The following is a 12,596-nucleotide window of genomic DNA, read 5'->3' on the forward strand; positions in this document are numbered from 1 at the left end:
TATATTAAAAAAGGATGTCTAAACTTTAGACATCCTTTTTTTCTTTAGGCCTATACTGCCTTTTCTTCGGTCAATACTTTATTATCCTTTTTACTACCTTTTACTCCCAAAATAAAGATTATAGTAAATACACCCATTACCACAGGATAATATGTATATTTTAATATAGCAAATGGTGATAGTGCTGATAATGCCGCTGCTGACAATAATTGTGCTCCATAAGGTATTAAACTTTGTATAACACAAGAAAATACATCTAAAAGCGTTGCCACCCTGCTAGAATCTAAATCATATGTTTCTGATATTTCTTTTGCCATAGGTCCAACAGTAACTATAGATATAGTATTGTTTGCTGTAAATAAATTTACTATACTTACTAAAATAGCAATACCTAGTTCTGCACCTCTTTTTGACTTTATTTTAGATGCTATAAAAGAAATTATAAATTCAATTCCACCGTTATCTTTTATGATCTCAACTATACCACCAATAAGTATAGATACTATTATAAGTTCTCCCATATTTAAAGCTCCAGTTGCTATAGAATCAACTAACAATTTTAAAGTCATATCTTTAGTTATAAATCCTATTACTGCTGACATTACAACTCCACCAGTTAATACAGTTATTACGTTTACACCCATAAGTGCTGATGCTAATACAAATATATATGGAATTACTTTAATAATTTGATATTCATATACCCCACCTATATTTGCAGTTTTACCAAGAGTAAGTATAACTAATATAGCCATAGTTACAATTGCTGATGGAAGGGTTATTTTAAAATTCACCTTGAACTTGTCCTTTAAATCTGCATTTTGAGTCTTAGCTGCAGCTATTGTAGTATCTGATATCATAGATAAGTTATCTCCTAATATAGATGCTCCTACAACTGCACCAACAATTAATCCAAGTGATATTCCAGTTTTCTCACTTATTCCTAATGCTATTGGCACAAAAGCTGCTATAGTTCCCATTGAAGTACCTATTGAAGTAGATATGAATCCTGCCATTAAGAAAATTCCTGGAACTAATAAAAATGATGGTAAAAAATTTATACCTAAGTTAACAGTAGATTCTACAGCACCCATTGATTTTGCTGTTTCCCCAAAAGCTCCTGCTAATATAAATATTAAACACATCATTATTATGTCTGGATTGCCTCCACCTTTGCAAAAACTAATTACCTTATCATCAAAGGTTCGTTCTCTGTTTTGTATTAATGCAACTATTGAAGCTATTAAAAATGGTACAACTACCGAAATAGCATAAAAATCTTTTAGTATTATAGCTACTCCAAAGTATATAACTATAAAAACTAAAAGTGGCATTAATGCAATTATTGATTTTTTCTTCATAATAATCCCCTCTCCCAATTCCACTTTTTACTTTTATTTACCGTAAAATAATTATTTTTTTACAATAAATTAAGAGGGCATAACATCCCCTCTTAATTTATTGTAAACATAATAATACCTTTTTCTACAATTATTGTAAAAACCTATAGATATTTAATTATCTATAGGTTTTATATTAATGAAATTACTAAATTAAATTTATAAGTTAACAACTAATTATAATCTTTATATATTTTTTCAGTTTTTGATGTTTTATATGCTGACATTGTAAAAAATGCTAAAGCAAATAATATCATTATAAATAAGTTTATTATTATATCATTAAAAGGCACACCTTGCTGTAAATCTAATATTGAATCCATTGCCCATCTTGTAGGTGTAAAATAGGATATTTTATTTATAAAATTAGGGAATAAACTTACAGGAACAAAGCATCCACCTATCATTAGAAAAGTTATAATTACTATATTAGAAAGCATACTTGCTTCCTGTCTAGTTTCTGTTATTGATATGCAGAATGTTCCCAGTGACACAGCTATTAATGTTACTAATAATAATATTATTCCTAGCTGATAATAGTACATGCCTATTTCTAATTTCATAATGTATTTTAATCCTATTAATGATAATATAACCTGTATTAATATACTAAAAAAACTAGATAATATATTTGCTAAATAATATTGTGAACTTTTAATATCTGCTACAAATATCCTTGTGTACATATTTTTTTGCTTATCTGAATTTATTAATTCTGCTCCAGACATTGCTCTAAAAAACATGAACATTATTAAAAATCCCAAAAATACTTGTGTTTTTACATAATTACCTTTTAAATCGTTTAAATTAAGCTTCTCTATCTTAATAGTTCCATTACTGTAATTTTCTAAAGCTTTAATATAACCATCATAATTTTTATCACTAGCTACTGCTAAATCTTTAAGATTTTTAATCTCTAAGTTTAATGAAGTCTTAATACCTTTATTTAAATTTCCCATTTCATTTTCTTTAATATCTATATATGGTTTTTCTCCACTTAATAAATTATTTTCAAAACCTTTAGGTATAGTTATAGCAATATCTATGTCCCCTTGTGCAAAGGAGTTCTCTATATTAATATCACTATCTTCTTCAACATTTAACCCTTCATTATTTTTTATAGTGGATAGTATAGCCAAGGAACTTTTCGTATTATCTTCGTCTTTAACTACTGCATTCATATAACCAGATCCAGTGCTAATATATTTTGATATGATTAGTAAAATAATAATTGGAGCTATTGTAGTTATGATAAAAGTCCCTTTATTTTTTAAAATTAAAATCCTTAAGTTATTTTTAAATAGAGCCCAAACTTTTTTCATTACTCCACACTCTCCTTTTTAACAAAAACAGTTAATAAAATTAATGCTATTATTGTTATACCTAAACTTAAAGCAACTGATATTGTTATTATAGAATTATCATGCAGATATATCATTCTGAAAAATCCTCTATTTATCCATCTTAATGGTGATATATTTGTAGCTATTTGCATTACTGTTGGTAATTTATCTGGGAAAGCCAGATAGCTTCCGCCTAAAAAGCTCATTACAGGAAATATTACACGGTCTATAAATGCAGAAGCATTACCATTTTCTTTAAATATTACACCTAAAAAAGTTCCCATTGTAACTACCATTAAATTTAAAGAAAGTAATATTAAAAATGATATTATTAAATTATTTCCCCAATTAGTTTTTAACACAAATATTGAAAATAAATATCCTGGTAATGTTATTATTATTGAAAGCATAAAATTTCCTATAATATTTGCAAGATAATACTTTTCTATTGAAAATTTTGTTAAAAGTATTCTATCTTTAACAGATAATCTATCATCCCTTTGTATACCATATAATGAGAAGAATAATATATACATGCTCATTAACGTCAATTCTGCTATTCCATAATAATCAAAGGATGTAGGACTTTGTGTTTTTTCTACTTTTTCAACATTTATATAATCCTCTTCTAATTTGTCATTTATAATATTTATAGCATTTTCATCATTTATTTTATAAACTTCTGTTATTGCATTAAATCTATTACTAACTGTCTTAAATAATCCACTTACAATTCCTGATTCTATTTTATTTTTTTCATTTGAATATAGTTTTATGGTATTTCCATCTAAATAAATAAAGCTTCCTCTTGATTTTCTAACTATATCTTTCCCCTTATATATACTATCTGTTTTTTCAAAATAAATTATTTCAGTTTTATTATTCTTTATTATTTCATCTAAAAGTTGATTACTTTCTTTGCTGCCACTATCATTATTATAATAAACAGTAAAATTTTCTATTTGATTGCTAGTGTCAAATTGATTTATTAAAACAAATCCTATTAATGTCATTAAAAATATTGGGAATAGCATATTAAACAATAAATTTTTCGGGTATCTAATATGTCCTAAAAAAATCCTTTTTATAATTTTAAACATATAAATCACCTACTCTCTTAAACGTCTTCCAGTTAAACTTAAAAACACCGTTTCTAGATTTATATCTTCATAGCCAATATCTCTTATTTCAATTTTATTTGTTGTAAAATAGTTTATTATTTTATCTAAATTATTTATTTCTTTTTCAGTATTTATAGTTATTTCATTTTCATCTATAATTACATCAGTAACACCTTTTATATTTTTAATTTCTTTTTCATCTATGGTTTCAAAGTTATCAATTCTAAGGATTAAACTTTTCTTATCTGAAACTATACTTTTTAATTCTTCCTTACTACCTTCAACAATAACCTTACCATTATCCATAATGGCTATCTTGCTACATATCTCTTCTACCTCTTCCATATAGTGAGTGGTATATATTACTGTTGTCCCTTTTTCATTTAACTTTTTAACTGATTGTAATATATGATTTCTTGATTGTGGATCTATTCCTACAGTAGGTTCATCCATAATAACTATTTTAGGATTATGAACAATTCCACAGGCTATATTTAACCTTCTTAACATACCACCTGAAAAATCTGATGCCCTTCTGTCTTTCATATCTAAAAGTCCTGTAAACTCTAAAGCTTTTTTTACACATTCTTCTAGTTCATTTCCTTTTAATCCATAAAGACTACCAAAAAATTTTACATTTTCATAAGCACTATATTCATTGTAAAGAGCTACTTGTTGTGGCACTAAACCTAAATATTTTCTTGCAGATTTGTCTTTAATACTTAACGTTTCTCCTAAAATTTTAATTTCTCCATAAGATGAATTTAAAATCCCACATATTATATTTATAGTTGTACTTTTTCCTGCCCCATTGGGACCTAAAAGCCCATATATTTCTCCTTCTTCAATAGATAGTGAAATATTATCTACTGCTAAAAAATCTTTATATCTTTTAGTTAGGTTTTGTATTTCTATAGCTTTCATATATAAACACTCCTTATATTTCCTCAATCATTATCTTCTTAATTCTATTGTATAGAAAAACCTTCTCCAAATAACGTGGAGAAGGTCATAATCTTTATGTGACTTTAGTCATATTGTTAAAGTATTTACGCTTTGTTCCTAATAATACTAAACGTATTTTTAAACCTAGTTTTGCTAAAAAACCTAAGAAAGCAATCACCCAAAGTTCTACATCCATCACAAGAGGAACTTTGTCAGTTAAGAGTTAAGAGTTAATAATTAATAATTGTGGTTATTACTACTCTCTTTGCTCCTAGTAATACTGAACGTATTTTTAAAATCTAGTTTTACTAACAAAATCTAAGTAAGCAATTCACCAAAATTTCAACTCCATCACAAATGGGACAGGCACGGTAAACTTATTTACTTCGCTTAAAATTATATGCTCTCCTAGCTTTGCACTTCTTAGCTAATAAATCAAAGCCAGTCCCCAAAAATTCAAAAGAAACTGGTGATCCAGTTTCATCCTGAATTCTTAACTGTTAACTTTTAACTATATTAAGGACCGGCTTTGATTAATTTAGGTTTTATTGATAACTTTTCGATTTCACTGTGAAAATAACTTATAGAAATTTCACTTTGTTACGCCTGTCCTTCTTGTTATGGATGTGAACTTTGAATTTAGTTTTTTGTTAGTTTAACCTCTCAAACTTAGAATTTACTCCCCTAAATTAAAAAGAAACTGGCAGTCCAGTTTCCTCCATCATTGTCAATTGTCCATTGTCAAATGTCAATTATATAATGTTCTTAATTCTTAATTTTTTTAATTCTTAATTTTTTTAATTATCCTTTATCCATTGTCAATTTTTATAAACCCCAAATTTTACTCCCTACAAGTTTCCTTTTAAATAATATATAGCTATTTGAGTTCTATGTTGCAATCCTGTTTTATTGAGTATTGATGATATATAATTTTTTACTGTTCCTTCTGTTATATATAAATTTGATGATATTTCTTTATTACTAAGTCCTTGTGATATTAATTTTATTATTTCTATTTCTCTTTGAGTAAATAGTTCTTTATCTAATTTTATTTCACTTTTATTTTGAAAATTACACTTTAATCGTTCTAGTACATTATCTTGTATTACAGAATTACCTTTATGAACCATTTTTATAGTGTTTATAATTTCATTTGGTGCATTATTTTTTAATATATATCCCTTTGCACCAAACTTTAATGCATTGTCTATATATTCATCCTCATCAAAAGTTGTAAGTATAACAACTTTTGTGTTAGTTCTTTCTGTTATTTCCTTTGTAGCTTCAACTCCATTTAATACTGGCATCCTTACATCTAAAAGCGCTATATCAACATTATTTGTCAAAATATAATTAACAGCTTCTTTGCCATTTTCAAAAGTCTCTAATACGTCTAATTCCTTATCTGCACTTAATATTATTTTTAAACTTTCTCTTATAAGTAAATCATCATCTGCAATAATTAATTTAAGCATAACTTCCCCCTTTACCTTACTTTATTTAAGAGTTAACAGTTTAGGTTATTACTACTCATTATGTTCATAGTAATACTAAACGTATTTTTTATATTAAGAAACTGATTTTCAGTTTTATCCATTACTTTTAACTAACTAATACTATGAACTAACTTTAGTTTCCATTGGCATTAATAATATTATTTCAAAACCTTTGTAACTATTTATTATACATTTCCCATTTAACTCCATCGCTTCTTGTTCTATACTATTTAACCCTATTCCTTTTTTAAAATTTAAATTCCCTATGCCATTGTCAGCTATTTGAAGTTTAATTAATTTATTAAACACTTCTATTTTTACAGTTATATGATTACCTTCAGAGTATTTTAATGAATTTGTAGAAGCCTCCATTATAACATCTAAAAAAAGCATCCATTGTTTTTTACTTATCTTTTCCATATCCCCTTTATGAATTACATTAAATGTAAAGTTAGTATTCTGTGTTTTTTCATTTAAAATTAATTTAATTCTATTTATCCCTATTTGCTCATCAGTGGGATTTATTTCTCTTAAAATCTTTCTTATATCGTCCATACCTCTCCTTAATACGTCAATAGTTCCATCTATCATTTCTTTTCCTTTATCCATATCGCTATTTAATACAATTTTACATGCTTCCAATTGCAAAAGACTTCCAGCTATAGTATGCCCTACTTTATCATGAACTTTTTTAGATAGTTCATTTCTTTCTTTTAGTTTGTAAGTATATATTGCCTGTTTTCTATATTTACTTTGTTTTTTCAATTTTAGATTCAACTCGTCGATAGTTTTTCGTTGCATTTCTATCTTTAGTGGTAAATCATAATTAATAAAATTTAATTCCCAATATAATCTATAATAAATAAAATATATAGCTATAAAAATAAACAAAGAAAAAAAATCAATATCTATTTTTAAAAATACTACTATACTACAAATTAAAATTAGCAAGAAAGCATTAGACAACTTAATTAAATATAAAAATTCAATTAAATTTATAAAGAAAAATATTATTGCTAATGGAATTACTGTAATGGAAGTTATAAAAGATATTATAATCCCTGATACTAATAATAATTTTTCTATATTGTCTTTAAATAAATACACACTAAAATTAATTATTAAACATAATAAAAAATATATAACTACATATAATATTGGGGCTTTTCCTTGTATAGATTTAGTAACTATAAATATCAACGCTAAAATTTTAATATAAATATTATAATCATTTATCTTTTTCATACTACACCATTTCCTATTTTTTATAGTAACTTTATTACTAATTCTTTATTTATTGCAGTCTTTCCTTTATAACTTTTTAATTTTAAATTTATTGTTTATTAAATTGCTTTTTACTTAAATTGTTTTATTTTCTTGAATATACATAAGTTCAATGATATTATTTATTTAATTCTAAGGTATATTATATACTTTATCTTAATAATATACTTTATTAGGTATATTATTAAGATAAAGTACAAATATAGTTAGTTAAGAATTATTCACTATTAACTCTTAACTAAAATAATCTGTTAGTTATTGAAAAAAAATATTAATTTGTGTTTTCTCATTTGATAAATGAATAAGTTTAAGATTTAATTTGCAATCCTATAAATAGACTATCTTAAAATTAAATTATTTAAGAGAATACAAATACTTTGATGGCAAAATTTATGTTTTATAGAATTATAATTTAGGAATGGAGGTTTTGTTTATGGATATAAAAGAACTTGTTGATATTCAACGTAATTATTTTCTTAAAGGTAGTACTCTTACTACTCAATTTAGATTGACTCAATTAAATAAATTAAAAGTTATTCTGCAAAATAATGAACAATTAATACTAGATGCTCTTTATAACGACTTAAAAAAATCTAATTTTGAAGGGTACGCAACAGAGCTTGGCATTGTTTTTGAAGAACTTAATCACACTATAAAAAACTTAAAAAACTGGATGCAAGCTACAAAGGTAAAATCACAACTAGCTCATTTTCCTGCTAAATGCTTTACTTATCCAGAGCCATATGGCGTCACACTTATAATATCGCCTTGGAACTATCCATTTCAACTTTCACTAGCTCCATTAATAGGTGCTATTGCTGCAGGAAACACAGTTATTTTAAAGCCCTCTCAAAAAAGTCTTAACACATCTAAAGTTCTTACAAAACTTTTATGTGAAAATTTCCCTAGAGAATTTATTTCTGTTGTTAATGGTGGCAGGGATGCTAATTCAGAACTACTAAATCAAAAGTTTGATTATATTTTCTTCACAGGTAGTGTTCCTGTTGGAAAAGTGGTTATGGAAGCAGCCTCAAAAAACCTTACTCCTGTAACACTTGAGTTAGGGGGAAAAAGTCCTTGTATTGTAGATAAGACAGCTGATTTAAAACTAACAGCTAAAAGACTTGTTTGGGGCAAATTTTTAAATGCTGGTCAAACTTGTGTAGCTCCAGATTATCTATATGTCCATAGTTCTGTAAAAGAAGATTTAATAAAATATATAAAACATTATATTAATAAATTTTATGGACTAGATTTTAAAAAATCAAAAGACTACCCTAGAATAATTGATGAAAAAGCTTTTGATAGATTAGTAAAATATTTAAACTGCGGTAAAATTGAATTTGGTGGTGAAATTGATCGTGATGAACTTTATATATCACCAACAATTTTAAATGATATAACCTTTAATGATGAGGTAATGAACGATGAAATATTTGGACCTATTTTACCAGTAATTGAATTTGATACGTTAGATGAAGTTATTGCTGTTGTAAACTATAGACCAAAACCACTTGCATTATATTTTTTCTCTAAAGATGAAAAAAATATATCTAAAATACTACAAAAAACAACCTCTGGAGGAGTTTGTATAAATGAAACTATAGTTCATGTAGCTTCTTTATACTTACCTTTTGGAGGTGTTGGTGAAAGCGGAATGGGAAAATATCATGGAATGAATAGTTTTGAAACTTTTTCTCATATAAAATCTATTGTAAAAAAAGATTTCGCTATGGATGTTCCACTAAGATATCCTCCTTTTACTTCAACAAAGTTTGCTAAATTAAAAAAGATATTTAAATAAATATTGATACAAAAAAACTATTAGTATATCTAAATTATATTAATAGTTTTTTTAGTTAAGAATTGTAGTATTTTTTAACTATTAACTTTTTTTATTTATGGTAATTAATTTTAAAGAGCTACTCTGTATAGTATATAATAAAATTACTTAGTTATATTATGTAAAAGGAGGATATTCTATGACGTTTTATAATATAAAAAAAATAATTGATAAATGGGACCCTCTTGGTTTGCTAGATACGGCACCAAGCGATGAATATGACTATGAAACGGAACAAATTTTCAACTTTATTAAAAACACAGATAATAAAGAAATAGCTGTGTTAGCTAATAAAATCATGAAAGTTTTTCTATTCTTTTTTGAAGATGCTTTTAGAAACTCCTATGATGAATGTTTAAGTGTAGCAAAGGAGATTCTTTTAATAAAATAATAATTTAAAAATGAGGTTATATATATGTATGAATTTAAACAGTACAATTTAAATTTAGTAAGTGATTTTGAAATAAAAGTTTTCAAAGATAGAGAATGTGATATTGATTTAATTATTCCTTTAAATAATAGAACGTTAAATCTTATTCTAGATTCTGATAATATTGCCTCTAGAATGCAGTTTAATGAGGTAGAAAGTATCTTAATAAGACTACGTAAAGATGATAATAACATAGGAACTATCCACTTTTTAAAAGATAAAGGCATACATTCTACAATTTGTAACTTTGAAATTGATTATTTTTCTAAAAAGTTGTCTATACTAATTAATGAGTACACAGTTGAAATGAACTTTTTCAAAATCTAACCCCCCAAAAGCTAGGTAATTTAGAATTACCTAGCTTTCCCTTTTTATTACATTAAATTTCTAATGGTTTTAACTCTATCTCTTCTTCACCTTCTATATAAGATTTACCACCAACTTTTATAGATATTTTTCCATTAGATATACTTCCTTTTGCTATAATTTCACTTGCATTCCCCATATACATACCTTGACGACAAATTATAGTTTTTTCTTCATTGCCCTTTAATTCATAAAAATTATTTTTAATTAAATAAGCAAGTAATGCACCGTTAGATGTTCCTGTTGCACTTTCTTCTGGTATTCCTACTGCTGGTGCAAAGTTTCTTACAATAAATCTTTCATTATTGTTACTATCTATTGTAAATGCATGAATTCCCACTACTTTTAGCTCTCTACTATAATTTATTAATAAATCATTATCTATTTTTATATTTTTTAAATCTTCTTCACTTTTAATAGGAATTAATATATCTCTAAGACCGGTAGAAACAATTTGTGGTTTCAAATTTTCAAATCCAATTTCATCTTCACATAAATTTAAGATTTTAGACAATATCTCTTTATTTAAAGACTCATCTGAAAATTGTGGTTCAGCTTGTGACATAACAACCTCTATTTCATCCTTTGAAATTACATCTACATCTAAAATTCCAGCCTTTGTTTTTTGTTTTAAAGAAACATTATTTTGTGGTAATAATCCCATTTTAGCCAATGTGAAAAATGTAGCTATTGTGGCATGCCCACATAACTCAACTTCTTCTGTAGGTGTAAAAAATTTAACCTCATAATCGTAAACTTCTTTATTATTTTTTCTTTTTCTTTTATCCTTTGGTATTACAAATGCTGTTTCAGAAAAATTTAATTTTTTAGCTATAATTTGCATCTCTAATTCATTTATTTTTTCCCCATCTAAAACAACTCCAGCACAATTACCACCTTTACTATCCTTAGTAAAAGCATTTACCTTATAAACTTTTATCCCCATGTTTTTCACTCCCTATTTTAGTTTTGTATCCCATAAAATTTAGGATTATATTTTCTAGATTTATTATACTATAGACACATATTATAAAACTGTAAATTTTCAGTTGACTACATATTGGATTCATGTTACTATTTTTCAAAATAATACCTATAGCTTTTAAAGTACATTTATTATTATGTTCTTCTTACAAATATATATATTTAATACTAATTTTAAAGCTCTATAATTATGGAGGTATCATGAAAAAATTTTATATTATAAAAAAGAGTATATGTGTATTAAGTTTATTATTACTTTTTGCAGGGATATTATCTTTATTCTTAAATATATTTATATCTTGTTTTTTAATAATCCTATCAATATTAATGGATTTATTTTTAAAAATTAAGCCCATTAAAAACATAGATTATTCTAATAAAAAATAGATAGTATTTTTAATATTATATACTTATCCTTTTCAATATTAACAGTAATCATATTTGTATACATTGTAATTAACAAATAAGGAGATTTATATGAGATATTGGTTTAAAGAAAGTTTAAAATTATTTTTCACAGCAGAAAAAAAAGAGATAATTTCTTTTTTTTAGGAGTAATTATATTATTTATAGGATGTTATTTAAAAGCTCCCCAACTTGAAAATGTGTACACAATAGGTATCTTAACTATGTTAACAATGGTTTGTAGATACAATTTTGTTGCTGATTATATAATTAGTTTAGATATTAAAAACTTAATTACAAACAAAAATATTATAGCTTATATAGTTAGTAAAAATATATTATCTTTTCTAATAACCTTTTTTACAATGTCAACTATTTTTCTATTACAGTTTGTTATTACAAATAAGTTATTTAGCATAAATTATTATTTAACACTTACAATATTAGGTATTTGTGTTATATCTTTAAATAATATTATATTTATTTTTCATAATAAACCTTCTAAATTAAGGTCTAATAATTATTCAGTGAAGCAAAATATAAAATTAGGATTTAAAGATTTAATAGAATCTTTACCATCTTTAATAATAGTGTTTGGAATTTATTATTTTAATCGTTATTTTTATACTATATCCTTTTATCAATGCGTATTAGTACTAGTATTTTCTATTATTTTATTAAAAATTAAATTAGTATCCTTACTAAATGACTAAAGATATTGTATATATTGTTATTACTAAATAAAAAGTGGTAGGTGCATATGAATAAGAACAATAAAAGTTTATTTAGGGCTATCTGTCAAATTACATGTTTTATATTAATGCTTGTTACCTCAATATACGGATTTTATCAAAGATTATATTTAGAATCTATCATATCCGGTGCTTTGACTATACTTATTGCATTGAAAATACCAAATAGTATAAAATCTTATAAAAAGCTATAATTTAAAACATAAAAAAAGGTCTATGATAAAACT

Annotated in this window: 11 protein-coding genes; 4 read left to right on the forward strand and 7 right to left on the reverse strand. The window is 25.2% G+C overall.

Features of this window, described 5'->3' with window-relative positions; translation table 11 throughout:
• Nucleotides 1–50: 50 nt before the first annotated feature.
• From CSGHG_RS16430 to CSGHG_RS22165, 6 genes are all read right to left on the reverse strand, one after another.
• Nucleotides 51–1,361: a Na+/H+ antiporter NhaC family protein gene (locus CSGHG_RS16430; RefSeq protein ID WP_010297811.1), complete on the reverse strand. Its 1,311-nt coding sequence runs from the start codon at nucleotides 1,359–1,361 to the stop codon at nucleotides 51–53.
• Nucleotides 1,362–1,573: 212 nt separating this feature from the next.
• Nucleotides 1,574–2,722, reverse strand: coding sequence for an ABC transporter permease (locus CSGHG_RS16435; protein WP_010297812.1), 1,149 nt, complete (start codon nucleotides 2,720–2,722; stop codon nucleotides 1,574–1,576).
• Nucleotides 2,722–3,843, reverse strand: a complete 1,122-nt coding sequence (locus CSGHG_RS16440) for an ABC transporter permease (protein ID WP_010297814.1) — start codon at nucleotides 3,841–3,843, stop codon at nucleotides 2,722–2,724. Before CSGHG_RS16440 ends, CSGHG_RS16435 begins: the two co-directional genes overlap by 1 nt.
• A 9-nt stretch (nucleotides 3,844–3,852) precedes the next feature.
• Nucleotides 3,853–4,788, reverse strand: a complete 936-nt coding sequence (locus CSGHG_RS16445) for an ABC transporter ATP-binding protein (protein ID WP_010297817.1) — start codon at nucleotides 4,786–4,788, stop codon at nucleotides 3,853–3,855.
• Nucleotides 4,789–5,657: 869 nt separating this feature from the next.
• On the reverse strand, nucleotides 5,658–6,284 hold the full coding sequence (locus CSGHG_RS16450; protein WP_010297820.1) for a response regulator transcription factor: 627 nt from the start codon (nucleotides 6,282–6,284) through the stop codon (nucleotides 5,658–5,660).
• Between the two features lie 141 nt (nucleotides 6,285–6,425).
• Complete coding sequence (locus tag CSGHG_RS22165) at nucleotides 6,426–7,550, reverse strand: sensor histidine kinase (RefSeq protein ID WP_010297823.1); 1,125 nt, start codon at nucleotides 7,548–7,550, stop codon at nucleotides 6,426–6,428.
• Between the two features lie 472 nt (nucleotides 7,551–8,022).
• Between CSGHG_RS22165 and CSGHG_RS16460 the strand changes: the two genes are divergently transcribed.
• From CSGHG_RS16460 to CSGHG_RS16470, 3 genes are all read left to right on the forward strand, one after another.
• Nucleotides 8,023–9,393 carry an aldehyde dehydrogenase gene (locus CSGHG_RS16460; protein WP_010297824.1) on the forward strand — a complete coding sequence of 457 codons (1,371 nt, stop codon included), beginning with the start codon at nucleotides 8,023–8,025 and terminating at the stop codon, nucleotides 9,391–9,393.
• Between the two features lie 178 nt (nucleotides 9,394–9,571).
• Nucleotides 9,572–9,823: a DUF1871 family protein gene (locus tag CSGHG_RS16465; protein WP_010297827.1), complete on the forward strand. Its 252-nt coding sequence runs from the start codon at nucleotides 9,572–9,574 to the stop codon at nucleotides 9,821–9,823.
• Nucleotides 9,824–9,847: 24 nt separating this feature from the next.
• Nucleotides 9,848–10,189: a hypothetical protein gene (locus CSGHG_RS16470; protein WP_010297830.1), complete on the forward strand. Its 342-nt coding sequence runs from the start codon at nucleotides 9,848–9,850 to the stop codon at nucleotides 10,187–10,189.
• A 52-nt stretch (nucleotides 10,190–10,241) separates the two neighbouring features.
• Here CSGHG_RS16470 and CSGHG_RS16475 read toward each other — a convergent pair whose 3' ends face one another.
• Complete coding sequence (locus tag CSGHG_RS16475; protein ID WP_010297833.1) at nucleotides 10,242–11,174, reverse strand: PhzF family phenazine biosynthesis protein; 933 nt, start codon at nucleotides 11,172–11,174, stop codon at nucleotides 10,242–10,244.
• Nucleotides 11,175–12,377: 1,203 nt separating this feature from the next.
• Here CSGHG_RS16475 and CSGHG_RS23415 point away from each other — a divergent pair.
• A complete protein-coding gene (locus CSGHG_RS23415) occupies nucleotides 12,378–12,563 on the forward strand; it encodes a hypothetical protein (protein ID WP_147582285.1) in 186 nt (61 codons plus the stop codon).
• The last annotated feature ends 33 nt before the right edge of the window (nucleotides 12,564–12,596 follow it).

It is taken from the genome of Clostridium senegalense JC122 (assembly GCF_000285575.1).
Taxonomy (GTDB): domain Bacteria; phylum Bacillota; class Clostridia; order Clostridiales; family Clostridiaceae; genus Clostridium_J; species Clostridium_J senegalense.

Coding starts and splice junctions, on each gene's coding strand:
- CSGHG_RS16450 (WP_010297820.1), bottom strand. CDS start 6,284: ATGCTTAAATTAATTATTGCAGATGATGATTTACTTATAAGAGAAAGT.
- CSGHG_RS16470 (WP_010297830.1), top strand. CDS start 9,848: ATGTATGAATTTAAACAGTACAATTTAAATTTAGTAAGTGATTTTGAA.
- CSGHG_RS23415 (WP_147582285.1), top strand. CDS start 12,378: ATGAATAAGAACAATAAAAGTTTATTTAGGGCTATCTGTCAAATTACA.
- CSGHG_RS16460 (WP_010297824.1), top strand. CDS start 8,023: ATGGATATAAAAGAACTTGTTGATATTCAACGTAATTATTTTCTTAAA.
- CSGHG_RS16435 (WP_010297812.1), bottom strand. CDS start 2,722: ATGAAAAAAGTTTGGGCTCTATTTAAAAATAACTTAAGGATTTTAATT.
- CSGHG_RS16475 (WP_010297833.1), bottom strand. CDS start 11,174: ATGGGGATAAAAGTTTATAAGGTAAATGCTTTTACTAAGGATAGTAAA.
- CSGHG_RS16440 (WP_010297814.1), bottom strand. CDS start 3,843: ATGTTTAAAATTATAAAAAGGATTTTTTTAGGACATATTAGATACCCG.
- CSGHG_RS22165 (WP_010297823.1), bottom strand. CDS start 7,550: ATGAAAAAGATAAATGATTATAATATTTATATTAAAATTTTAGCGTTG.
- CSGHG_RS16465 (WP_010297827.1), top strand. CDS start 9,572: ATGACGTTTTATAATATAAAAAAAATAATTGATAAATGGGACCCTCTT.
- CSGHG_RS16430 (WP_010297811.1), bottom strand. CDS start 1,361: ATGAAGAAAAAATCAATAATTGCATTAATGCCACTTTTAGTTTTTATA.
- CSGHG_RS16445 (WP_010297817.1), bottom strand. CDS start 4,788: ATGAAAGCTATAGAAATACAAAACCTAACTAAAAGATATAAAGATTTT.